The sequence below is a fragment of the Pseudomonas sp. GM78 genome (assembly GCF_000282475.1).
In the GTDB taxonomy this organism is placed as follows: Bacteria; Pseudomonadota; Gammaproteobacteria; order Pseudomonadales; family Pseudomonadaceae; genus Aquipseudomonas.
Genome location: NZ_AKJF01000069.1, coordinates 85,803 through 108,121 on the forward strand (window position 1 = coordinate 85,803; position 22,319 = coordinate 108,121).

At 61.0% G+C, this 22,319-nt stretch carries 20 protein-coding genes; 14 read left to right on the top strand and 6 right to left on the bottom strand.

What is annotated here, in order from left to right; all coding sequences use genetic code 11:
• The first annotated feature begins 89 nt into the window (after positions 1-89).
• On the top strand, positions 90-1,271 hold the full coding sequence (purT, locus tag PMI35_RS20880; protein WP_008057795.1) for a formate-dependent phosphoribosylglycinamide formyltransferase: 1,182 nt from the start codon (positions 90-92) through the stop codon (positions 1,269-1,271).
• Positions 1,272-1,385: 114 nt separating this feature from the next.
• Here purT and PMI35_RS20875 read toward each other — a convergent pair whose 3' ends face one another.
• The 3 genes from PMI35_RS20875 to PMI35_RS20865 form a co-directional block, all read right to left on the bottom strand.
• Positions 1,386-2,702 (bottom strand): MFS transporter, encoded by a 1,317-nt coding sequence (locus PMI35_RS20875; RefSeq protein WP_008057797.1) that lies wholly within the window; start codon positions 2,700-2,702, stop codon positions 1,386-1,388.
• Between the two features lie 234 nt (positions 2,703-2,936).
• Entirely contained in the window at positions 2,937-4,190 is a 1,254-nt protein-coding gene (locus PMI35_RS20870) for a transporter associated domain-containing protein (protein WP_008057799.1), read from the bottom strand.
• A 12-nt stretch (positions 4,191-4,202) separates the two neighbouring features.
• Complete coding sequence (locus PMI35_RS20865; RefSeq protein WP_032831493.1) at positions 4,203-5,015, bottom strand: cytochrome C assembly family protein; 813 nt, start codon at positions 5,013-5,015, stop codon at positions 4,203-4,205.
• A gap of 195 nt (positions 5,016-5,210) precedes the next feature.
• On the opposite strand from PMI35_RS20865, the gene ffh reads away from it, so the two are divergent.
• The 5 genes from ffh (at position 5,211) to rplS (ending at position 8,782) form a co-directional block, all read left to right on the top strand.
• Positions 5,211-6,587 (top strand): signal recognition particle protein, encoded by a 1,377-nt coding sequence (gene ffh, locus PMI35_RS20860; protein ID WP_008057801.1) that lies wholly within the window; start codon positions 5,211-5,213, stop codon positions 6,585-6,587.
• A 250-nt stretch (positions 6,588-6,837) separates the two neighbouring features.
• Positions 6,838-7,089 (top strand): 30S ribosomal protein S16, encoded by a 252-nt coding sequence (gene rpsP / locus PMI35_RS20855; RefSeq protein ID WP_003198088.1) that lies wholly within the window; start codon positions 6,838-6,840, stop codon positions 7,087-7,089.
• 5 nt (positions 7,090-7,094) lie between these two features.
• Positions 7,095-7,631 carry a ribosome maturation factor RimM gene (gene rimM / locus PMI35_RS20850; protein ID WP_008057803.1) on the top strand — a complete coding sequence of 179 codons (537 nt, stop codon included), beginning with the start codon at positions 7,095-7,097 and terminating at the stop codon, positions 7,629-7,631.
• A gap of 2 nt (positions 7,632-7,633) precedes the next feature.
• On the top strand, positions 7,634-8,386 hold the full coding sequence (gene trmD, locus PMI35_RS20845; protein ID WP_008057805.1) for a tRNA (guanosine(37)-N1)-methyltransferase TrmD: 753 nt from the start codon (positions 7,634-7,636) through the stop codon (positions 8,384-8,386).
• A 45-nt stretch (positions 8,387-8,431) separates the two neighbouring features.
• Positions 8,432-8,782: a 50S ribosomal protein L19 gene (gene rplS, locus PMI35_RS20840; protein WP_003175895.1), complete on the top strand. Its 351-nt coding sequence runs from the start codon at positions 8,432-8,434 to the stop codon at positions 8,780-8,782.
• A 62-nt stretch (positions 8,783-8,844) separates the two neighbouring features.
• Here rplS and PMI35_RS20835 read toward each other — a convergent pair whose 3' ends face one another.
• A complete protein-coding gene (locus PMI35_RS20835) occupies positions 8,845-10,656 on the bottom strand; it encodes a cation:proton antiporter (RefSeq protein WP_008057808.1) in 1,812 nt (603 codons plus the stop codon).
• Between the two features lie 105 nt (positions 10,657-10,761).
• Here PMI35_RS20835 and xerD point away from each other — a divergent pair, with 105 nt between their 5' ends.
• The 5 genes from xerD (at position 10,762) to PMI35_RS20810 (ending at position 16,107) form a co-directional block, all read left to right on the top strand.
• Positions 10,762-11,658 carry a site-specific tyrosine recombinase XerD gene (gene xerD, locus PMI35_RS20830; protein ID WP_008057809.1) on the top strand — a complete coding sequence of 299 codons (897 nt, stop codon included), beginning with the start codon at positions 10,762-10,764 and terminating at the stop codon, positions 11,656-11,658.
• A gap of 251 nt (positions 11,659-11,909) precedes the next feature.
• Complete coding sequence (gene dsbC, locus PMI35_RS20825; RefSeq protein WP_008057812.1) at positions 11,910-12,641, top strand: bifunctional protein-disulfide isomerase/oxidoreductase DsbC; 732 nt, start codon at positions 11,910-11,912, stop codon at positions 12,639-12,641.
• A 123-nt stretch (positions 12,642-12,764) separates the two neighbouring features.
• Positions 12,765-14,069, top strand: a complete 1,305-nt coding sequence (locus PMI35_RS20820) for a homoserine dehydrogenase (protein ID WP_032831503.1) — start codon at positions 12,765-12,767, stop codon at positions 14,067-14,069.
• 69 nt (positions 14,070-14,138) lie between these two features.
• Positions 14,139-15,548, top strand: coding sequence for a threonine synthase (gene thrC / locus PMI35_RS20815; protein WP_008057816.1), 1,410 nt, complete (start codon positions 14,139-14,141; stop codon positions 15,546-15,548).
• A gap of 271 nt (positions 15,549-15,819) precedes the next feature.
• The gene (locus PMI35_RS20810; protein WP_008057818.1) at positions 15,820-16,107 is read left to right on the top strand and encodes a DUF3509 domain-containing protein; all 288 of its coding nucleotides are present in this window, start codon (positions 15,820-15,822) and stop codon (positions 16,105-16,107) included.
• Positions 16,108-16,276: 169 nt separating this feature from the next.
• Here the strand turns inward: PMI35_RS20810 and PMI35_RS20805 are convergent, their stop codons facing one another.
• Entirely contained in the window at positions 16,277-17,266 is a 990-nt protein-coding gene (locus tag PMI35_RS20805; RefSeq protein ID WP_008057819.1) for a TIGR02285 family protein, read from the bottom strand.
• On the bottom strand, positions 17,220-18,419 hold the full coding sequence (locus tag PMI35_RS20800; RefSeq protein ID WP_008057821.1) for a CaiB/BaiF CoA transferase family protein: 1,200 nt from the start codon (positions 18,417-18,419) through the stop codon (positions 17,220-17,222). The genes PMI35_RS20805 and PMI35_RS20800 overlap by 47 nt, the downstream gene beginning before the upstream one ends.
• A gap of 147 nt (positions 18,420-18,566) precedes the next feature.
• Between PMI35_RS20800 and PMI35_RS20795 the strand changes: the two genes are divergently transcribed.
• From PMI35_RS20795 to PMI35_RS20785, 3 genes are all read left to right on the top strand, one after another.
• A complete protein-coding gene (locus PMI35_RS20795; protein ID WP_008057823.1) occupies positions 18,567-19,109 on the top strand; it encodes a YaeQ family protein in 543 nt (180 codons plus the stop codon).
• 56 nt (positions 19,110-19,165) lie between these two features.
• Positions 19,166-20,875, top strand: coding sequence for a single-stranded-DNA-specific exonuclease RecJ (gene recJ / locus PMI35_RS20790; protein WP_008057825.1), 1,710 nt, complete (start codon positions 19,166-19,168; stop codon positions 20,873-20,875).
• Between the two features lie 296 nt (positions 20,876-21,171).
• A complete protein-coding gene (locus PMI35_RS20785) occupies positions 21,172-22,278 on the top strand; it encodes an NADH:flavin oxidoreductase/NADH oxidase (RefSeq protein ID WP_008057827.1) in 1,107 nt (368 codons plus the stop codon).
• Positions 22,279-22,319 lie beyond the last annotated feature (41 nt).

Consider the following 22,319-nt stretch of genomic DNA (forward strand, 5'->3'; position numbering starts at 1 on the left):
CGCGGTTCATGTAAAATGCCGCGCTTTCTCCCCATGGGAAGCGCGCCAGGCGCCGCATCCCTCGATGATCCGCTGCTTGAGGACTTGAGATGACCCGTATCGGAACTCCATTGTCGCCCACCGCGACCCGCGTATTGATGTGTGGCTGTGGCGAACTGGGCAAGGAAGTGGTGATCGAGCTGCAACGCCTGGGCGTTGAAGTGATTGCCGTGGATCGCTACGCCTATGCGCCTGCCATGCAGGTGGCGCATCGCAGCCACGTGATCAACATGCTCGACGGCGCGGCCCTGCGCGCGGTCATCGAAGCCGAGCAGCCGCACTTCATCGTGCCGGAAATCGAAGCCATCGCCACCGCGACCCTGGTGGAGCTGGAGTCCGAAGGCTTCACCGTGATCCCCACCGCGCGGGCCGCACAGCTGACCATGAACCGCGAAGGCATCCGTCGCCTGGCCGCCGAAGAGCTGGACCTGCCGACCTCGCCTTACCACTTCGCCGACACCTTCGAGGACTACAGCAAGGCCGTCGAAGACCTCGGTTTCCCGTGCGTGGTCAAGCCGGTCATGAGTTCGTCGGGCAAGGGCCAGAGCCTGCTACGCAGCGTCGATGACGTGAAGACGGCCTGGGATTACGCCCAGGAAGGCGGGCGTGCCGGTAAAGGCCGGGTGATTATCGAAGGTTTTATCGATTTCGATTATGAAATTACCCTGCTGACCGTGCGTCACGTTGGCGGCACGACCTTTTGCGCGCCGGTCGGCCATCGCCAGGAGAAGGGCGACTACCAGGAAAGCTGGCAGCCTCAGGCCATGAGCCCGGTAGCCTTGGCTGAATCGGAGCGTGTGGCCAAGGCGGTGACCGAGGCCTTGGGTGGCCGTGGCCTGTTTGGCGTCGAGCTGTTCATCAAGGGTGATCAGGTGTGGTTCAGCGAAGTGTCGCCGCGTCCGCACGACACCGGTCTGGTGACCTTGATTTCACAGGACCTGTCGCAATTCGCCCTGCATGCGCGGGCGATCCTTGGTTTGCCGATTCCGTTGATCCGTCAGTTCGGCCCATCGGCTTCGGCGGTGATCCTGGTGGAAGGCCAGTCGACCCAGACTGCATTCGCCAACCTGGGCGCGGCGTTGAGCGAGCCGGATACGGCGTTGCGTCTGTTCGGCAAGCCTGAAGTCAATGGCCAGCGTCGGATGGGTGTGGCATTGGCGCGGGATGAGTCGATCGAAGCGGCTCGCGCCAAAGCGACCCGTGCTGCCCAGGCTGTTGCTGTAGAGCTCTAAACCGAGGCGCGGCAATCGCCAGCAGGCTGGCTCCCACATGGGAATTTGGTGTACACAAAATTTGTGACCAACCAATAACCCTGTGGGAGCCAGCCTGCTGGCGATGCTCCTGCTTCAGGCAACCCGATTCAGGTCGTTATTGCGCGTCTCTTTCAGGCACAGCACGGCAATCAAACTCAGCACCGCAGCCCCCGACACATACCCGCCGACATAACCCAATCCCCCCATCGCCACCAGCTTCTGCGCGAAGAACGGTGCCGCCGATGCACCGACGATCCCGCCCAAGTTGTAGGCCGCCGAAGCGCCGGTGTATCGCACGTGGGTCGGAAACAGCTCTGGCAGCAGCGCGCCCATCGGCGCGAAGGTCACGCCCATCAGAAACAGTTCGATACACAGGAACAGCGCCACGCCCCAGGTCGAACCCTGGGTCAGCAGCGGCTCCATCAGAAAGCCCGACAGGATCGCCAGGACGCCGCCGACGATCAGCACCGGTTTGCGCCCGTAACGGTCACTGGCCAAGGCTGAGAGTGGCGTGGCAGCGGCCATGAACAGCACCGCGAAACACAGCAGGCCGAGGAAGGTTTCGCGGCTGTAGCCGAGCGTCGCCACGCCGTAACTCAACGAAAACACGGTCGAGATGTAGAACAGCGCATAGCACACCACCATCGAGCCGGCCCCCAGCAATACCGGCATCCAGTATTGGCTGAACAGCTCCACCAGCGGGATCTTCACCCGTTCCTGGCGAGCCATGGCGTTGGCGAACACCGGTGTTTCGTGGAGTTTGAGGCGCACGTACAGGCCAACCATCACCAGCGCGGCGCTGAGCAGGAAAGGAATCCGCCAGCCCCATGCACGGAACTGTTCATCGTCCAGGGCCATGGCCAAGGTCAGGAACAGGCCGTTGGCCGCGAGAAAACCGATGGAAGGGCCCAGTTGCGGGAACATGCCGAACCAGGCGCGCTTGCCCTTGGGCGCGTTTTCCGTGGCGAGCAAGGCGGCACCGCCCCATTCGCCGCCCAGTCCCAGGCCTTGGCCGAAGCGCAGCACGCACAGCAGGATCGGTGCCCAGGCGCCGATGCTGTCGTAACCCGGCAGTACGCCGATCAGCGTGGTGCACACGCCCATCAGCAGCAGGGAGGCGACCAGGGTCGATTTGCGGCCGATGCGGTCGCCGAAGTGGCCGAACAACGCCGAACCCAGCGGTCGTGCAAGAAAGGCGATGCCGAACGTGAGGAACGCCGAGAGCATCTGCGCCGTGCCGGAGGTCTGGGGAAAGAACACCGGGCCAATCACCAGCGCGGCGGCGGTGGCGTACACATAGAAGTCGTAGAACTCGATGGCCGTGCCGATGAAGCTCGCGGTGGCCACGCGGGTGGCGGAGTTCACCGGTTGTGCGGGGGTGGAGTCGTTATAAGTCGTGCTGGTCGTCATGCGGTAATCCCTGACAGTCATGTGCCCCAGTGGAGCGAATTATTATGGTCGATTACCCAGGGATGTGGGTGCAGGCGCGGGTCGCCGCTCCAGGTAGGAGCAGGCGTCGGTTTGTAGCGGACGTTTCTGATGGTCAGGCCGGAACTTGCGGTGTGCGGGGTAAGCACGGGGCGGCGAGGCTTGGGTAAGCGCCTCGATTATAGGAAGGTGGCTAACGATTCAACAAGTGCAAATCTAGCGGGTGGGCAACGCAGCGGGCGACGGGTTGGTATGCCAGATCAACACCCGGGTGACCCGATTGTCCTCGGTCTCGAGAATTTCCAGCCGATAGCGGCCGATTTTCAGGCAGACCGGACAGTCCGGGATGGTTTCCAGCGCTTCGGTCACCAGGCCGTTCAGGGTTTTCGGGCCGTCGCTGGGCAGGTGCCAGCCCAGGCTCTTGTTCAGGTCGCGGATCGAGGCGGCGCCGTCGATCACCAGGCGGCCATCGGCCTGTGGGTGGATGTGCGGGTTGTCCTGGCTTTGCTGGCTTTCGAATTCGCCGACGATTTCTTCGAGAATATCTTCCAGGGTGACGATGCCCAGCACCTCGCCGTATTCGTCGACCACCATGCCCAGGCGCCGCTGTTGCTTGTGGAAGTTCAGCAGTTGCAATTGAAGCGGGGTGCTTTCAGGGACGAAATAGGGTTCGCGACAGGCCGCCAGCAATGCTTCCAGGGTCAGGCTGCCGTCGGGGAGCAAATGGGCGATTTGCCGGGTATTGAGCACCGCTTCAACCTGGTTGATATCGCTGTGGAACACCGGAAGGCGCGTGCGCTTGTTGTAGCGCAGTTGCTCGATGATCTCTTCGATCGGGTCGTCGAGGTTGATCCCGTCGACTTCGCTGCGCGGTACCAGGATGTCGTTAACCGTGATGTTGTCCAGAGCATGGATGCCCGGCAGCGCGTGCGGGCGGCTGACGGCATGCTCGTGATGGCCGTGAGGGTCGTGCCGCAGCGGCACTGGCTCGTCTTCGCTCTGTTGCACGACGTTGGCTTTGCGGGCAAACGGGCGCATCAGCAATTGGCTGATGGCGTTGAGCAGCCATGCCGCCGGGTAAATAAGCTTCAGGGGTATGGGCAACAAGTTGTTGCCCAAGGCGAGGATCGCGTCCGGATGACGAACTGCGAGGGCGCGGGGCAGGTAGTCGGCCAGGATCAACAGCAGGGCACCCGCGCCCAGGCACGCCAGCCACGGGCCGTTTTCGGCCCAGGTGAAAATCGCCAGCAAGGTGCAGATCACCAGTACCAGGGCGCGGCACAGGGTATTGCAGAAAATCAGGCTGACCAGGGGGAAGCTCAGCCTGGCCAGCGGTTTGTCGCTGGCGCGCGAGGCTGTGCGCTGGGCCAGCAAGTGCTGCTGCGCGGCTTCAATGGCAGTGAACAGGCCCGACCACAAGATCAGCAAGGCCACTACTGCAAGCATCGGCCCTATGGGCAAGTCGTCCATTATTGCCGCCCGTCAGATGTGCAGGATGTATTCACGAACCAGCTTGCTGCCGAAATACGCCAGCATCAACAGGCAGAAACCGGCCAGGGTCCAGCGGATGGCCTTGTGACCGCGCCAGCCAAGGCGGTTGCGGCCCCAGAGCAGCACGCTGAAGACGATCCAGGCCAGGCAGGCCAGCAAGGTCTTGTGCACCAGGTGCTGGGCGAACAGGTTGTCGACGAACAGCCAGCCGGAGATTAGCGACAGCGACAGAAGGGTCCAGCCGGCCCAGAGGAAGCCGAACAGCAGGCTTTCCATGGTTTGCAGCGGCGGGAAGTTCTTGATCAGCCCCGACGGGTGCTTGTGCTTGAGTTGATGATCCTGGAGCAGCAGCAGCAACGACTGGAACACGGCGATGGTGAACATGCCGTAGGCGAGGATCGACAACAGGATGTGGGCGAGAATGCCGGGCGCTTCGTCGATGATCTGCACGGTGCCGGCGGGGGCGAACTGCGCCAGCAGCGCGGTCAACGCACCCAAGGGGAACAGCAGGAGCAGCAGGTTCTCCACCGGTATTCGTGAGCAGGCCAGCAGCGTCAGGGCGATGACCGCGGCGGCAATCAGGCTGGCGGCGCTGAAAAAGTCCAGGCCCAGGCCAATCGGCGTCAGCAGGTGAGTGACAAGGCTGGCACTGTGGGCCAGCACCGCAAGCACGCCGAGCGTAACCAGCAGGCGCTTGTTGGCCTTGGCGCCGGTGGCCAGGCGAGTGCCTTGATAGAAAGTCGCAGCGGCGTATAAGCAGGCGGCGGCGAGGGTAGCAAGCAAACTGGGTGACAAGGGGAGCATAAGTCCTGTTAGGCAAGCCCGAAAGGCGCTGAGTTTGGCATAGAACCCACGCGACACGAAAGTGCGAGGTGTCCGCCAGACGCAGTCTTCGCTATAATCCGCGACCTGCCCACGCCGCAGGCTCGCCGAGCACATGTTTAGTCCGGTCTGGGCCGCCATTATCCCGGTCTACACAGGGCCTGAAAGGATCGCGCAATGTTTGAAAACTTAACCGACCGTCTCTCGCAGACGCTGCGCCACGTCACCGGCAAGGCCAAGCTGACCGAGGACAACATCAAAGACACGCTGCGCGAAGTGCGCATGGCGTTGCTCGAAGCCGACGTCGCCCTGCCGGTGGTCAAGGACTTCGTCAATTCGGTCAAGGAACGCGCTGTCGGCACCGAGGTGTCGCGCAGCCTGACGCCGGGCCAGGCCTTCGTGAAGATCGTCCAGGCCGAACTCGAAAGCCTGATGGGCGCGGCCAACGAAGACCTGAACCTGAGCGCCGTACCGCCAGCGGTCATCCTCATGGCCGGTTTGCAGGGTGCTGGTAAAACCACCACCGCCGGCAAACTGGCGCGCTTCCTTAAAGAGCGCAAGAAAAAGTCGGTGATGGTCGTTTCCGCGGACGTTTATCGTCCAGCGGCGATCAAGCAGCTGGAAATGCTCGCCGGTGAAGTCGGCGTGACCTTCTTTCCGTCCGACCTGAGCCAGAAGCCGGTCGCGATCGCGCAAGCGGCTATTAAGGAAGCAAAACTCAAATTCATCGACGTGGTTATCGTCGATACCGCCGGTCGCCTGCACATCGATGAAGAGATGATGGGCGAGATCAAGGCGCTGCATGCCGCGATCAACCCGGTCGAAACATTGTTCGTGGTCGACGCCATGACCGGCCAGGACGCCGCCAACACGGCCAAGGCCTTTGGCGATGCGTTGCCACTGACCGGTGTGATCCTGACCAAGGTCGACGGCGATGCCCGTGGCGGTGCCGCCCTGTCGGTACGTGCCATCACCGGCAAGCCGATCAAGTTCATCGGTATGGGCGAGAAGAGCGAAGCGCTCGACCCGTTCCACCCTGAGCGTATCGCCTCGCGCATCCTCGGCATGGGTGACGTGCTCAGCCTCATCGAGCAGGCGGAAGCGACCCTCGACAAGGACAAGGCCGACAAGCTGGCCAAGAAGCTGAAGAAGGGCAAGGGCTTCGACCTCGAAGACTTCCGTGACCAGCTGCAACAGATGAAGAACATGGGCGGCCTCGGCGGCCTCATGGACAAGCTGCCGAACATGGGCGGTGTGAACCTGGCGCAGATGGGCAACGCCCAGAGCGCGGCAGAGAAACAGTTCAAGCAGATGGAAGCCATCATCAACTCCATGACCCCGGCCGAGCGCCGTGACCCTGAGCTGATCAGCGGTTCGCGCAAGCGTCGTATCGCCATGGGCTCCGGTACCCAGGTGCAGGACATCGGTCGCTTGATCAAGCAGCACAAGCAGATGCAGAAGATGATGAAGAAATTCTCCGCCAAAGGCGGAATGGCCAAGATGATGCGCGGCATGGGCGGTATGTTGCCCGGCGGCGGCATGCCCAAAATGTAAAGAATCCGCACCGGTCATCGCACCGGCGCAGACCCGCAAGGAAGCGGGATCTCCAGCAAACCCGCACTTGGCGGGAGCTGACAGGCCGTTTTCACCGACGGCTCTATAGCAAATCTGGATGGCAGCCGAAAGGCAGCCGGAAAAAGTCATTTGCAAAAGTCCGGATATTCCTTAGAATATGCGGCCTTTCGGGCACCTATGCCCGCTGTGCCTTTAGATTTGCAGCACCGACTACAGGAACGATGTTCACATGCTAACAATCCGTCTTGCCCTTGGCGGCTCCAAAAAGCGCCCGTTTTACCACCTGACCGTAACCGACTCCCGCAACCCGCGTGACGGTTCCCACAAAGAACAGGTTGGTTTCTTCAACCCTGTTGCTCGTGGTCAGGAAGTTCGTCTGTCCGTGAACCAAGAGCGCGTAGCCTACTGGCTGAGCGTTGGTGCACAACCTTCTGAGCGCGTTGCTCAGTTGTTGAAGGAATCTGCTAAGGCTGCGGCCTGAGCAATATGAACGCGACGCCAGCTGCTGCTGATGATTTGATCGTTATCGGCAAGATTTACTCTGTTCACGGCGTTCGCGGCGAAGTGAAGGTGTATTCCTTTACTGATCCGATTAAGAACCTGCTGGATTACAAAACCTGGACGCTCAAGCGTGACGGCAATGTAAAGCAGGTAGAGCTGGTCAGCGGACGCGGGAACGACAAGTTCCTGGTCGCAAAGCTCAAGGGTCTCGATGATCGTGAAGAAGCTCGTCTTCTGGCCGGTTATGAGATCTGCGTGCCGCGCAACCTGTTCCCTGAACTGACCGACGGCGAGTACTACTGGTACCAGCTGGAAGGTCTCAAGGTCATCGACACCCTCGGACAACTGTTCGGGAAGATCGATCACCTGCTGGAGACCGGCTCGAATGATGTAATGGTGGTCAAGCCTTGCGCTGGCAGCCTGGATGATCGCGAACGCCTGTTGCCCTATACCGAGCAATGCGTGTTGGCCATCGACCTGGTCGCGGGCGAGATGAAGGTGGATTGGGATGCGGATTTCTAAGCGTGGCTAACTTGCGCGTAGAAGTGATCAGTTTGTTTCCCGAGATGTTCTCCGCCATCAGCGAGTACGGCATCACCAGTCGGGCGGTGAAACAGGGGCTGTTGCAGCTCACCTGTTGGAATCCGCGAGACTACACGACGGATCGACATCACACTGTGGATGATCGCCCTTTTGGCGGTGGTCCGGGCATGGTGATGAAGATCAAGCCCCTGGAAGATGCTCTGGTTGAGGCCAAGGCAGTCGCCGGGGAGGGAGCGAAGGTGATTTACCTGTCCCCCCAAGGCCGTCAACTGACTCAGTCGGCGGTGCGCGAGTTGGCGAATCTGGATGCATTGATCCTGATTGCCGGCCGCTATGAAGGCATTGACGAGCGTTTTATTGATGCTCATGTCGATGAAGAGTGGTCGATTGGCGACTATGTACTGTCTGGCGGCGAGCTGCCGGCGATGGTCCTGATCGATGCGGTTACACGACTGCTGCCTGGAGCTTTAGGGCATGCGGACTCCGCCGAGGAAGATTCCTTTACGGATGGTTTGCTGGATTGCCCGCACTACACCCGACCGGAGGTGTATGCGGATCAGCGTGTTCCCGACGTATTGCTAAGTGGCAATCACGCGCACATCCGGCGTTGGCGTTTAAAGCAGTCCCTTGGTCGGACCTTTGAACGACGCGTCGATCTTCTGGAAAGCCGCTCGCTTTCTGGAGAAGAGAAGAAGCTGCTCGAGGAATACATCCGCGAGCGGGACGATAGTTAACAACGTATCGATGGTAGATCCGACGATTTACCTTAGGAGCACAGCATGACTAACAAAATCATCCTTGCACTCGAAGCAGAGCAGATGACCAAAGAGATCCCTACCTTTGCCCCGGGCGACACCATTGTCGTTCAGGTGAAAGTGAAGGAAGGCGACCGTTCGCGTCTGCAAGCGTTCGAAGGCGTTGTAATCGCCAAGCGTAACCGCGGCGTAAACAGTGCATTCACCGTGCGTAAGATCTCCAACGGTGTTGGCGTAGAGCGTACTTTCCAGACCTACTCCCCGCAAATCGACAGCATGGCTGTCAAGCGTCGCGGTGACGTACGTAAAGCCAAGCTGTACTACCTGCGTGACCTGTCGGGTAAAGCAGCTCGCATCAAGGAAAAACTGGCTTAAGTCCAGCTTCCGATGCAGAAAAAAGCAGCCTACGGGCTGCTTTTTTGTTGCCTGCGATTCGCTCATGCCGCTTCGCTGACCTGCGGCTGAATCAACGCCAGCAACGTCCACCCCGCCGCAGGCTTGACCGCACTGTCCGGCGTCACCACATGTACCCAGCCACTGTCATCACGGGCAAACAGCAGCGTCGCTCGTTCGCCATGCAACGCCTGATAATCCTCCCAGCCAAAGCCCTCGGTCAGGTGCGTGCTGTACAACTCAGCCCCCTGATGCAGCTGGTTGGCCAGCTTGATGTAGGTTAATTCCTCGTTGCCCAGCAAACGTCCTCGATGCTCATGGCTGGCGCGATGCTTGTCGGTGCGTCGGCTCTCCTGGCCACTGGCCAGTCCGAACAGGCGTTGATGCCCAAAGTCATGCCGAAAGCGCATCGACGCCAGCGTGTTGAGCTCGCCGGACGGCGACAGTGTCAGTAAATGCCCCAACCCGACCAGGTCCAGGTGCGCGTCAGCATGCTGCGAAGCCGGATTGCCGAAGTACGTCGGTAAACCCTCCATGCGCGCCGCCCGAATGTTTTCCCAGCTCGAGTCTGTCAGGAGCACGCGACTGCCCAATTGCTGCAAGGCCTTGCCCAGGCTTCGCGCCGGACCGTTGGCACCGACGATCAGGAAGCCGCTGGGCGCCGGTTCAGCCACCTTGAGCAAGCGCGCCAGTGGCCGCGCCGTGGCACTTTGCAGCACCACGGTGCCAATGATCACCGCGAAGGTCAGGGGCACCAATAGCAAGGCCCCTTGGTGGCCGGCCTCATCCAGGCGAATTGCGAAAATTGCCGACACGGCCGCCGCGACGATCCCGCGAGGGGCAATCCATGACAGCAGCGCCCGTTCGCGCCAGCTCAAATTCGAGCCGGCGGTAGAGAGCATCACGTTCAAGGGGCGGGCGATGAACTGGATGATCAGCAGCAGAATCAGCACCAGCGGCCCGAGGCCGATCATGGCGTTCAGGTCCAGGCGTGCCGCCAACAAGATGAACAAGCCCGAAATGAGTAGTACGCTGAGGTTTTCCTTGAAATGCAGGATGTGCCGTACATCCACGCCCTTCATGTTGGCCAGCCACATGCCCATCAAGGTCACGGCCAGCAGGCCGGATTCGTGCATCACGGCGTTGGCGCTGATGAAAATTCCCAGCACCGAGGCCAGCGCGGCCAAATTGTGCAGGTATTCTGGCAGCCATTGACGCCGGATGATCATGCCGAGCACCCAGCCACCGGCTATGCCGAACACGCTGCCACACACAATCACACCGCCGAAGGTCAGCAGGCTGTGGCTCAGGCCTTCGCCCGCCGCGCTGGCGATGATGAAGCTGTAGACCACCACGGCGAGCAGAGCGCCAATCGGGTCGATGACAATGCCTTCCCAGCGCAGGATGTTGGCAATCGAGGCCTTTGGCCGCACCACGCGCAGCATCGGCACGATCACCGTGGGGCCGGTGACCAGCGTCAGGCTGCCGAAGAGAATGGCGAGCAGCCAGTCAAAATCCAGCAGGTAATGGGTCGCGACCGCGATGACCACCCAGGTCGCGATCGCGCCGATAGTGACCAATCGATGCACCACGCTGCCGATCTCGCGCCATTCCGACAAATGCAGCGTCAGGCTGCCTTCAAACAGAATCAGCGCCACCGCCAGCGACACCAGCGGCATCAGCAGCGGTCCGAACATCAGCTGCGGGTCGAGCCATCCCAGGATCGGCCCGACCAGAATCCCGGTCAGCAACAGGAAAAGAATCGCCGGCAATTTCAGGCGCCACGCCAGCCATTGGCAACCCAGCGCGGCCGCTCCGATTCCGCCAATCGCCACCAGAATTTGCTGTTCGTTCATTGAAGCTCCTGTTCCTTGAAGTAGCCGGCTATGAAAGACTAGCGGCCATTTTTCCGTTCACCCTTTTTTCGCACGCCGTCCCGGGACAGCGTGTCTAGAGCGACCATGCCTGCTATCGATCATCCACTGATAGACCAATTCCTCGACGCGCTGTGGCTGGAAAAAGGTCTTTCCGACAACACCCGGGATGCTTATCGCAGCGACCTGGCCCTGTTCAATGGCTGGCTGCAGGAGAAGGGCCTGGAACTGGTCAATGCTGGTCGCGAATTGATCCTCGATCACCTGGCCTGGCGTCTGGAGCAGAACTACAAACCCCGCTCCACGGCGCGTTTTCTCTCGGGTGTACGCGGCTTTTATCGCTATCTGCTGCGGGAAAAGCTGATCGCCGTCGACCCGACCTTGCGCGTGGACATGCCACAGTTGGGCAGGCCCTTGCCTAAATCCCTGTCGGAAGCTGACGTCGAAGCCTTGCTCAAAGCACCGGATTTAAGCGAGGCCATCGGCCAGCGCGACCGGGCCATGCTCGAAGTGCTCTATGCCTGTGGCCTGCGGGTGACGGAGTTGATCAGCCTGACGCTGGAGCAGGTCAACCTGCGCCAGGGCGTGTTGCGGGTGATGGGCAAGGGCAGCAAGGAGCGGCTGGTGCCGATGGGCGAGGAGGCGATTGTGTGGGTCGAACGCTATCTGCGCGATGGTCGTGGCGAGTTGCTTGGCGGGCGGCCCAGCGATGTGTTGTTCCCCAGTCTGCGCGGCGAGCAGATGACTCGCCAGACGTTCTGGCACCGGATCAAGCACCAGGCCAAGGTCGCCGGCATCGGCAAGTCGCTGTCGCCGCACACCTTGCGCCATGCCTTTGCCACGCATTTGCTCAACCATGGCGCTGACTTGCGGGTGGTTCAGATGCTGCTCGGCCACAGCGACCTGTCGACCACCCAGATCTACACCCACGTCGCGCGGGCGCGTTTGCAGGACCTGCACGCCAAGCACCACCCCCGCGGCTAATGGAAACTCCTGTGGGAGCGAGCCTGCTCGCGATAGGGCCAGCACATCCAACATGGATGGCGCCTGAAAAACCGCAATCGCGAGCAGGCTCGCTCCCACAGAAAAGCGCTCTGCAATGCCTTGCATCACCGGGAGTCGGCCACACGGACCTTATGTGGTAGGCTTTGCCGGTTTGCACGATGGGCGTTTATGACCCGGTGTTTCGACACGGGCGTTCTGAGCGTCCCATTTGTCCGCCTTCAGGAGTTCTCATGCGTCTGACCCAGATTTTCGCCGCCGCCGCCATTGCGTTGGTCAGCACCTTTGCCGTCGCCGATGACGCGGCTGATAAAGCCATTCGTAAAAGCCTGGAAAACCTCCAGCTCGAAGTACCGGTAGAAAGCATCTCCGCCAGCCCGCTGCCGGGCCTGTATGAAGTCAAGCTCCAGGGCAGCCGCGTGCTGTACGCCAGCGCCGACGGCCAGTACGTGGTCCAGGGCTACATGTTCCAGCTCAAGGACGGCAAGCCGGTCAACCTGACCGAGAAGACCGAACGCCTGGGCGTTTCCAAACTGGTCAACGCCATCCCTGTCGCGGAAACCGTGGTGTACCCGGCCATTGGTGAAACCAAGTCGCACATCACCGTGTTCACCGACACCACCTGCCCGTACTGCCATAAACTGCACGCCGAAGTGCCTGAGCTGAACAAGCGCGGCATCGAAGTGCGCTACGTTGCGTTCCCGCGCCAGGGCCTGGGTTCGCCGGGTGACGAGCAGCTGCAGGCGGTCTGGTGCTCCAAGGACAAGAAAGCGGCCATGGACAAGATGGTCGACGGCAAGGAAATCAAGGCCGCCAAGTGCGATAACCCGGTGTCCAAGCAGTTCGCCCTCGGCCAGTCGATTGGCGTGAATGGCACACCGGCCATCGTTTTGGCGGACGGCCAGGTCATTCCGGGCTACCAGCCGGCGCCACAAGTCGCCAAACTGGCGCTGAGCGCAAAGTAATACGAGTCAGCCTTTGACGAGTGTGGTCCGACGGCAGCTCAGTCGGGCCATCAATAGTGAGCCGCGAGCATGCGGCTGTTTTCACGGCCGGCCTCGAGTCGGCCGTTTTATGGGGAGTTCACAGTGAAACCGGTCAAAGTAGGCATCTGTGGGTTAGGGACCGTCGGTGGCGGTACCTTCAACGTACTTCAGCGCAACGCCGAGGAAATTGCTCGTCGTGCCGGGCGTGGAATCGAAGTGGCACAAATTGCCATGCGCACGCCAAAGCCTCAGTTCCAAACGACCGGTATTGCGATTACCACCGATGTCTTCGAAGTGGCCACGAACCCTGAGATCGACATCGTCATAGAGCTGATGGGCGGCTACACCGTTGCCCGCGAGCTGGTACTCAAGGCCATCGAGAATGGCAAGCATGTGGTCACCGCGAACAAGGCGCTTATCGCCGTTCACGGTAATGAAATTTTCGCCAAGGCACGCGAGAAGGGCGTGATTGTCGCGTTCGAAGCGGCCGTGGCTGGCGGCATCCCTGTGATCAAGGCGATCCGTGAAGGCCTGTCCGCCAACCGCATCAACTGGGTGGCCGGCATCATCAACGGCACCGGCAACTTCATTCTCACCGAGATGCGCGAGAAAGGCCGGACCTTCGAAGACGTGCTGGCCGAAGCGCAATCCCTGGGCTACGCCGAAGCCGACCCGACCTTCGACGTCGAAGGCATCGATGCGGCGCACAAGCTGACGATCCTGGCGTCGATTGCCTTCGGCATCCCGCTGCAGTTCGACAAGGCCTACACCGAAGGCATCACCAAGCTGACCACCGCTGACGTGAACTACGCCGAAGCGCTGGGTTACCGCATCAAGCACCTGGGCGTGGCGCGCAGCACCGCGGCCGGTATCGAGTTGCGCGTGCACCCGACGCTGATCCCGGCCGATCGCCTGATCGCCAACGTCAACGGCGTGATGAACGCGGTGATGGTCAACGGCGACGCCGCCGGTTCGACCTTGTTCTACGGTGCGGGTGCCGGCATGGAGCCGACCGCTTCGTCGGTGATCGCCGACCTGGTCGACGTGGTTCGCGCCATGACCTCGGACCCGGAAAACCGCGTACCGCACCTGGCCTTCCAGCCGGATTCGCTGTCGGCGCACCCGATCCTGCCGATCGAAGCCTGCGAAAGCGCGTACTACCTGCGGATCCAGGCCAAGGATCATCCGGGCGTCCTGGCCCAGGTGGGCAGCATCTTGTCCGAGCGTGGCATCAACATCGAGTCGATCATGCAGAAGGAAGCCGAGGAGCACGATGGCCTGGTACCGATGATCCTGCTGACCCACCGTGTGGTGGAGCAGCGTATCAACGACGCCATCGCCGCTTTGGAAGCCTTGGCGGGTGTGGTCGGTCCGGTTGTACGAATCCGCGTCGAGCACCTGAACTAAGCCGTTATCGATTACCGGGCGCCGTGAGCGGCGCCCGGCATTGCGAACACTGTCCCAATGGAGTCAGTCATGCGTTACATCAGTACCCGCGGCCAGGCACCGGCCCTGAATTTCGAAGACGTCCTGCTGGCAGGTCTTGCCACCGACGGCGGTCTGTACGTCCCGGAAAACCTGCCTCGTTTCACCCAGGAAGAAATCGCTTCCTGGGCAGGCCTGCCGTATCACGAGCTGGCGTTTCGCGTTATGCGCCCGTTCGTCACCGGCAGCATTCCGGATGCCGATTTCAAAAAAATCCTTGAAGAAACCTACGGTGTGTTTGCCCACAGCGCCGTCGCGCCGCTGCGACAGCTGAACGGCAACGAATGGGTGCTGGAGCTGTTCCACGGCCCGACCCTGGCGTTCAAGGACTTCGCCCTGCAACTGCTCGGTCGCCTGCTCGACTACGTGCTGGAAAAGCGCGGCGAGCGCGTGGTGATCGTCGGCGCCACTTCCGGCGATACCGGCTCGGCGGCCATCGAAGGCTGCAAGCACTGCGAAAACGTCGACATCTTCATCCTGCACCCGCACAACCGTGTGTCCGAAGTGCAGCGTCGCCAGATGACGACCATTTTCGGCGAGAACATCCACAACATCGCCATCGAAGGCAACTTCGATGACTGCCAGGAAATGGTCAAGGCGAGCTTCGCCGACCAGGGCTTCCTCAAGGGCACACGCCTGGTGGCGGTAAACTCGATCAACTGGGCGCGGATCATGGCCCAGATCGTCTACTACTTCCACGCGGCCCTGCAGCTGGGCGGTCCGGCGCGTTCGGTGGCGTTCTCGGTGCCGACCGGTAACTTCGGCGACATCTTCGCCGGTTACCTGGCACGCAACATGGGTCTGCCGATCAACCAGTTGATCGTCGCCACCAACCGCAACGACATCCTGCACCGCTTCATGAGCGGCAACCAGTACGTCAAGGAAACCCTGCACGCGACCCTGTCGCCGTCGATGGACATCATGGTGTCCTCGAACTTCGAACGCCTGCTGTTCGACCTGCACGGTCGCAATGGCGCGGCGATTGCCGGGCTGATGGACAGCTTCAAGCAGGGCGGCGGTTTCAGCGTCGAGCAAGAGCGCTGGACCGAAGCACGCAAACTGTTCGACTCGCTGGCCGTGGACGATGCGCAAACCTGCGAAACCATCGCCGAAGTCTTCGAACAGACCGGCGAAGTGCTGGACCCGCACACCGCGATCGGCGTCAAGGCCGCACGGGAATGCCGTCGCAGCCTGGATATCCCGATGGTGATCCTGGGCACGGCCCATCCGGTCAAATTCCCGGACGCCGTGGAAAAAGCCGGTGTAGGAAAAGCCCTCGAGCTCCCTGCACATCTTTCTGATTTGTTTGAAAGAGACGAGCGTTGCACAGTGTTGCCGAATGACCTCAAGGCCGTACAGGCCTTTGTCAGCCAGCATGGCAACCGCGGTAAGCCTTTGTAACGGGCAAACCCTGTCACACAACGAAGCCCGTCTCCTGACGGGCTTCGTTGTTTTTGCAGGCCACATTTGCCAATAGCGATCCCCATGGCTATCTACCGGTCGACGAACCGGACAGACGTGATGCCGTTGTTTTTTCCCTGTCATCTTCGCCGTGCATGCTCTATCGACCAGAGACGCAGGTTCATCCCCAGAACTTTCTACTCGGGCCAGCGGTCATTTACTGTACACACGCCCCAGGCACTTTGTTTTCGGACTATTGAGTGGTGATCGGATGGAAAGTATCAGTCTCTTGCTCGGTGAGGCTCTGAGCCCGTACCAGGTGACGTTGACCCCGTCAGGCATGCATGGCGAATGCCGGGTGACCTTGAAGAATGAAATCGGCGCCATCGTGGTCGATCGCGCGTTCAATCAGGCGCAGTTGACCGACAAGCGTCAGCTGACGGATGTCGTCGACGGCTTGCACCGCGACGTACTGATTGCCGAGGGACGCCTGGAGCCCTGTGTAATCGCCGCGTTGCGCAATGCGGCACAGGATAAGTTGCTGGCCAGCCGAAATTGAATTGCAGGTTGTGGGAACCTTCCTGCCTCCCAGTCAGTCAGACCCATTAACAGCAGGAGCAAGCATTGTGCTCCGGTGATTGTCGCTTGCTGTTACGGGTCTTAGAAAGACCACGTTTAACCCCGAGATGTCTCCCCACTTCTCGGGGTTTCTTTTTGCCCGGCCATTGTCAGTAGCCGTCCTGGTGCTCGAAAAATTCTTTGGCCGCTTGCAGGTAGTCGCTGCGGCTTTGCGGATCGAGCCACCCGGCGTATGCCTCGCTCAAATGCTCTCGGGGCAGGGCACGCAGCAGTTGGTTGATCTCGATGATCGCCTGGCGGCCCTGGGGCGTATTGGTGCAGCCGATGTAGCCGGACAGGTATTTGCCGGTGCCGCGAATCGGGTAGAACTGCAGTTCATCTTCGGCGATCCCCTGTTGCCGGGCCTGATAGCGAATTTCCGGGCGATAGCCCAACAGCAATTGCAGGCGCCCCAGGCGTTGCATTTGCAGCAGGCTGCCCAAGGCGTCATTGCCGTAATGGAGCGTCAGGGCTTTGCCCGGCGCCTGTTTGAGCAGGGCGTCGAGGTATTCGCCATAGTTGCGTTCGGCAACAATGCCCAGTGTCACGTTGCTGGTGGCCAACAAGGCGGCCAGGTCCACCTCCCCATCCTTGAGGAACGGCGTCAGCACTTCGCGATCTTTGCTCTGCACTGCCAGGCCATTGCTCATGGCACGAAAGACCGGCAAGGAAAATGCGATCCAGCTTTCGCGCTCCTTGCTCCAGTTCAGTGCCGCATCGCAGGTGAGGGACGGTTCGTGAAGCTTTTGCAGGCCACGGGCACGATTGACCTTCAACACACTGTGCCGGTACTGCGGCATGCCAGCGATCAGTTGCCGGAGCAATTGATCGATGACCCCCTGGCCCTTTTCCGGACCGTCGAAAATGAACAGCGGCGGTAGATCGCGTTTCAGCCAGACCAGGGTTTCCTTGGGCTGCGCCGACACCGGCGAGGCCAACGTAAGGATCAGGGCCAGGCTCGCCAACGCGCCCAAGCGCTGCCCGGCAAACAACAGTCGCCGTCCGGCCAGCAACAGGCACGGCGTGATGAGTCGCGCAAACAGACGCTTGGGCTCAGATGGCCCCGTCTTTGCGCAGCTGTGTGATCTGCGACGCGTCATAGCCAAGTTCCTGGAGTACCTGGGCGTTGTGCTCACCCAGTTGCGGCCCGACCCATTCGCAATCACCGGGTGTCTCTGAGAGTTTCGGCACGATCCCCGGCATCTTGAAGTCCTTGCCATCGGGCAGTTTGGCCTGCAGGAACATTTCCCGGGCCAGGTACTGAGGATCGCTGAACATGTCTTCGGCGCTGAAGATCCGGCTGGCCGGTACGTCAGCCTGGTTCAAGCGCTCGATGACGGTGTCCAGGGGCAGCGAATTGACCCAGCGATCGATGACCCCGTAGATTTCGTCGCGACGGCTGTCCCGACCGTCATTGCTGGCCAGCAGCGGATCGTTGGCCAGGTCCTCCCGGCCGATGATCAGCATGAAACGCTTGAAGATCGCATCGCCATTGGCGCCGATCTGCACATGCTTGCCATCGGCACTGGTGTGGATCGAGGAGGGCGTGATGCCCGGCATGATGTTGCCGGAACGTTCGCGGATGAAGCCGAACACGTCGAACTCCGGCACCATGCTTTCCATCATGGCGAAGATCGCCTCGTACAGCGCCACGTCCACCACTTGCCCCTCACCGCCATTGACCTCGCGGTGACGCAGGGCCATCAGGGCACCGATCACGCCCCACAGCGCGGCAATCGAGTCGCCGATGGAGATCCCGGTGCGCACCGGTGGCCGGTCCTCAAACCCGGTGATGTAGCGCAGGCCGCCCATGGATTCGCCGACCGCGCCAAACCCGGGCTGATCCTTCATCGGGCCGGTCTGGCCGAAGCCCGAGAGCCGCACCATGACCAGCTTGGGGTTCAAGGCATGCAGGACATCCCAGCCCAGGCCAAGCTTTTCCAGCACGCCGGGGCGGAAGTTCTCGATCAGGATGTCTGCTTCACTGAGCAGTTTCTTCAGGATCGCCAGGCCGTCCGGATGCTTGAGGTTCAGCGTCAGCGACTTTTTATTGCGTGCCTGGACGAACCACCACAGCGAGGTGCCTTCGTACAACTTGCGCCATTTGCGCAAAGGATCGCCACCGTCCGGCGACTCGACCTTGACCACATCGGCACCGAATTCAGCGCAAATGCGCGAGGCGAACGGGCCGGCGATCAAGGTACCCAGTTCGATGACTTTCAGACCTGAGAGCGGTTTGGCAGAAGACGGCATGCGGGTTCCTGTAGGACAAAGGTTGAGCGAGTACAGAGTTTTAACATAGCCGACTGTCAGGCGCCCAAGGGACTTCTCCTTCTATTCGTTGATTGGTGGCTGCATCGGTTAGACTTGCCGCCTTTCCACGTATCAAGAAGCCCGTTCATGGCCCAGCCGTCCACGACCTACAAGTTTGAACTGAACCTCACCGACCTCGATCGCAGCGTCTACGAGTCCGTCAAGCAGACCATCGCCCGCCACCCTTCGGAAACCGAAGAGCGCATGACCGTGCGCCTGTTGGCCTACGCCCTCTGGTACAACGAGCAATTGTCGTTCGGCCGTGGCCTGTCGGACGTGGATGAACCAGCATTGTGGGAAAAGAGCCTGGATGACCGTGTCCTGCACTGGATCGAAGTCGGCCAGCCGGACGCCGATCGCCTGACCTGGTGCTCGCGCCGCACCGAACGCACCAGCCTGCTGGCCTACGGCAGCCTGCGCGTGTGGGAAGGCAAGGTGATCCCGGCGATCAAGAACCTGAAAAACGTCAACATCGCGGCGGTCCCCCAGGAAGTCCTGGAGACCCTGGCCAAGGACATGCCCCGGGTGATCAAGTGGGACGTGATGATCAGCGAAGGGACGATTTTCGTCACCGACGACCGCGGCCAGCATGAAGTCCAGTTGCAGTGGCTGTTGGGCGAACGCGGCTGATCAGTCGCTGCCTCACCGTTTAATCCTACGTATTGAAGAGAAGCCCCTGTCACCCCATGCGCATCGAACCTCGCCTGCTGCCCGACACCCTGCCATTTCTCGGTGATATTCCACCGCTGTTGACCCGGCTGTACGCAGCGCGTGGCGTGCAATCCGAAGCCGAACTGGACAAAAGCCTGGCGCGGCTGATTCCGTTCCAGCAGCTCAAGGGCATCGAGGCGGCGGTGGATTTGCTGGTGACTGCGCTCGAGCAGCGCCAGCGGATCCTGATCGTGGGCGACTTCGATGCCGACGGCGCCACAGCCAGTACCGTGGGCACACTGGGCTTGCGCCTGCTGGGTGCGGCGCATGTCGACTATCTGGTGCCCAACCGATTCGACTACGGTTACGGCCTGACCCCGGAAATCGTTGCGGTGGCCCTGGAGCGCCAGCCTCAATTGTTGATTACCGTGGACAACGGCATTTCCAGTGTCGAAGGCGTGGCCGCGGCGAAAAAGGCCGGGCTCAACGTGCTGGTCACCGACCACCATTTGCCCGGCGACGAATTGCCGCTAGCCGATGCCATCGTCAATCCGAACCAGCCCGGTTGCACGTTCCCGAGCAAGGCGCTGGCCGGCGTCGGGGTGATTTTTTATGTGCTGATGGCCTTGCGCGCGCGGTTGCGCGAACTCGGCTGGTACGCCAGCAAGCCGCAACCGAACATCGGCGAACTGCTCGACCTGGTGGCGTTGGGCAGCGTGGCCGACGTGGTGCCGCTGGATGCCAATAACCGCATCCTGGTGCATCAGGGCCTGGAACGGATACGCGCCGGACGTGCCCGGCCGGGGATCAAGGCGATTCTCGAAGTGGCCAAGCGTGACCATGCGCGCATCACCTCCACCGACCTGGGGTTCATTGTCGGCCCACGCCTCAACGCCGCCGGGCGACTGGATGACATGAGCCTGGGCATCGAATGCCTGCTGACCGAAGACGCGGCGCTCGCGCGGGAGATGGCGGCGCAACTGGACGGGATGAACCAGGACCGCAAATCCATCGAGCAGGGCATGCAGCGTGAAGCGCTGGCCCAGCTCAAGGATTTGCCGGTGGAATCGATGCCGTTTGGTTTGTGCCTGTTCGATCCCGAATGGCACCAGGGGGTCATCGGCATCCTGGCCTCGCGCATGAAAGAGCGTTATTTCCGTCCGACCATCGCCTTTGCCGATGCCGGCGACGGCTTGCTCAAGGGTTCGGGGCGTTCGGTCCAGGGATTTCACATTCGCGACGCCCTGAGCGTGGTGGCGGCACAGCATCCGAACCTGATCACCAAGTACGGTGGCCACGCCATGGCCGCTGGCCTGACGCTGCCGGAGGCGAATTTTCCCTTGTTCGCCGAAGCTTTCGACGCTGAAGTGCGTAGGCAATTGCGCGAAGAAGACCTGACCGGGCGGTTGTTGTCGGACGGTACCCTGGCTGTCGAGGAGTTTCACCTGGAACTGGCGCGTGCCTTGCGCCATGCCGGCCCTTGGGGGCAACACTTCCCGGAGCCGCTGTTTCATGGGGTGTTCCAGTTGGTCGAGCAGCGTGTCGTGGGTGAACGGCACCTTAAAGTGGTGCTAAGAAGTGAATGCGGCTCGGTCAAACTCGATGGCATTGCCTTTGGCATTGACCGTGATATCTGGCCGAACCCGACCATCAAGTGGGTGGAATTGGCCTACAAACTCGACGTTAACGAGTTTCGTGGCAACGAGACGGTTCAACTGATGATTGCCCACATCGAACCCCGTTGACCCCATCGTCGGAACGCCGCCCGGAGCAGGCTCGCTCCCACAGGATTGCGCAATCCCCTGTGGGAGCGAGCCGGCTCCGGGCGGCGTTCCGACGATGGCGATCTCCCTGGCACCGAATTCGTCAGAACCCTCCCTCATCCCCCGATGTCGACTAGGCTCTAAAGCACTGCTTGATTATCCTTGTGACGTCTTGTCAATTTTTTGCCCGCGGGGGCGGGTGCTGCATCCCTTTCATGTCACTCGTCGACTATTCAAACAGAACCCTGGAGCCTGCCCACTGATTTGAGAGGTGCCCCATGAGTCTGCTGCTTGAACCCTACACCCTTCGTCAATTGACCCTGCTCAACCGCATTGCGGTATCGCCCATGTGCCAGTATTCGAGCGTCGATGGCCTGGCCAATGACTGGCACCTGGTCCATCTCGGTAGTCGCGCCGTCGGCGGTGCGGGACTGGTCTTTACCGAAGCCACGGCGGTCACGGCCGACGGGCGTATCACCGACCAGGACCTTGGCCTGTGGAATGATGATCAGATAGAACCCCTGCAGCGCATCACCCGTTTCATTGCCGCTCAAGGCGCCGTCGCCGGCATCCAGCTGGCCCACGCCGGACGCAAGGCCAGTACCTATCGACCCTGGCTCGGCAAACATGGCAGCGTAAAGATCGACGAGGGCGGCTGGCAGCCGGTCGGCCCGTCACCGATCGCGTTCGACCCGCAGCACACACAACCCAGGCAGCTCGACGACGGTGACATCGCCAAGATCATCCAGGCCTTTGTTGACGCCGCGCAGCGCGCGCTCACGGCCGGTTTCAAGGTGGTCGAAGTGCACGCAGCCCATGGTTACCTGCTGCACCAGTTTCTTTCGCCCCTGAGTAATCAGCGGCGTGATCAGTACGGCGGTTCCTTCGAAAACCGCATTCGCCTGGTGTTGCAAGTCACCGAAGCGGTGCGCAAGGTCTGGCCGGAAGAGTTACCGCTGTTCGTGCGGGTGTCCGCCACCGACTGGGTGGAAGATGGCTGGAACCCGGATGAAACCGTCGAGCTGGCGCGACGCCTGAAAGACCTGGGCGTGGACCTGATCGACGTTTCGTCAGGCGGCACGGCAGTCAACGCGGAAATCCCCACAGGCCCGGGTTATCAGACCCGCTTCGCCGAGCGTGTGCGCAAGGAGTCAGGCATCGCCACCGGCACCGTAGGCATGATCACCGAGCCGGCTCAGGCCGAGCATATCCTGCGCACCTGTCAGGCCGACATCATCTTCCTCGCTCGCGAACTGTTGCGTGATCCTTATTGGGCGCTGCATGCCGACGATGACCTGGGCGGACGTAAAGCCATATGGCCAGCGCAGTATCACCGCGCAACCCACCGTGACCAGCCCATTCATGAGTCGGATTTGCGCGACTAAGGGAAGCTTTTTAACATCAAAAGATCGCAGCCTGCGGCAGC

What these genes read in the sequence shown, in the direction of transcription:
- dsbC (WP_008057812.1), top strand. Translation starts at nt 11,910, where the DNA reads ATGCGTCTGACCCAGATTTTCGCCGCCGCCGCCATTGCGTTGGTCAGC.
- PMI35_RS20870 (WP_008057799.1), bottom strand. Translation starts at nt 4,190, where the DNA reads ATGGACGACTTGCCCATAGGGCCGATGCTTGCAGTAGTGGCCTTGCTG.
- thrC (WP_008057816.1), top strand. Translation starts at nt 14,139, where the DNA reads ATGCGTTACATCAGTACCCGCGGCCAGGCACCGGCCCTGAATTTCGAA.
- PMI35_RS20865 (WP_032831493.1), bottom strand. Translation starts at nt 5,015, where the DNA reads ATGCTCCCCTTGTCACCCAGTTTGCTTGCTACCCTCGCCGCCGCCTGC.
- PMI35_RS20785 (WP_008057827.1), top strand. Translation starts at nt 21,172, where the DNA reads ATGAGTCTGCTGCTTGAACCCTACACCCTTCGTCAATTGACCCTGCTC.
- purT (WP_008057795.1), top strand. Translation starts at nt 90, where the DNA reads ATGACCCGTATCGGAACTCCATTGTCGCCCACCGCGACCCGCGTATTG.
- rplS (WP_003175895.1), top strand. Translation starts at nt 8,432, where the DNA reads ATGACTAACAAAATCATCCTTGCACTCGAAGCAGAGCAGATGACCAAA.
- PMI35_RS20795 (WP_008057823.1), top strand. Translation starts at nt 18,567, where the DNA reads ATGGCCCAGCCGTCCACGACCTACAAGTTTGAACTGAACCTCACCGAC.
- rimM (WP_008057803.1), top strand. Translation starts at nt 7,095, where the DNA reads ATGAACGCGACGCCAGCTGCTGCTGATGATTTGATCGTTATCGGCAAG.
- PMI35_RS20875 (WP_008057797.1), bottom strand. Translation starts at nt 2,702, where the DNA reads ATGACGACCAGCACGACTTATAACGACTCCACCCCCGCACAACCGGTG.
- xerD (WP_008057809.1), top strand. Translation starts at nt 10,762, where the DNA reads ATGCCTGCTATCGATCATCCACTGATAGACCAATTCCTCGACGCGCTG.
- PMI35_RS20810 (WP_008057818.1), top strand. Translation starts at nt 15,820, where the DNA reads ATGGAAAGTATCAGTCTCTTGCTCGGTGAGGCTCTGAGCCCGTACCAG.
- ffh (WP_008057801.1), top strand. Translation starts at nt 5,211, where the DNA reads ATGTTTGAAAACTTAACCGACCGTCTCTCGCAGACGCTGCGCCACGTC.
- PMI35_RS20805 (WP_008057819.1), bottom strand. Translation starts at nt 17,266, where the DNA reads ATGACGCGTCGCAGATCACACAGCTGCGCAAAGACGGGGCCATCTGAG.
- recJ (WP_008057825.1), top strand. Translation starts at nt 19,166, where the DNA reads ATGCGCATCGAACCTCGCCTGCTGCCCGACACCCTGCCATTTCTCGGT.
- PMI35_RS20800 (WP_008057821.1), bottom strand. Translation starts at nt 18,419, where the DNA reads ATGCCGTCTTCTGCCAAACCGCTCTCAGGTCTGAAAGTCATCGAACTG.
- PMI35_RS20835 (WP_008057808.1), bottom strand. Translation starts at nt 10,656, where the DNA reads ATGAACGAACAGCAAATTCTGGTGGCGATTGGCGGAATCGGAGCGGCC.
- rpsP (WP_003198088.1), top strand. Translation starts at nt 6,838, where the DNA reads ATGCTAACAATCCGTCTTGCCCTTGGCGGCTCCAAAAAGCGCCCGTTT.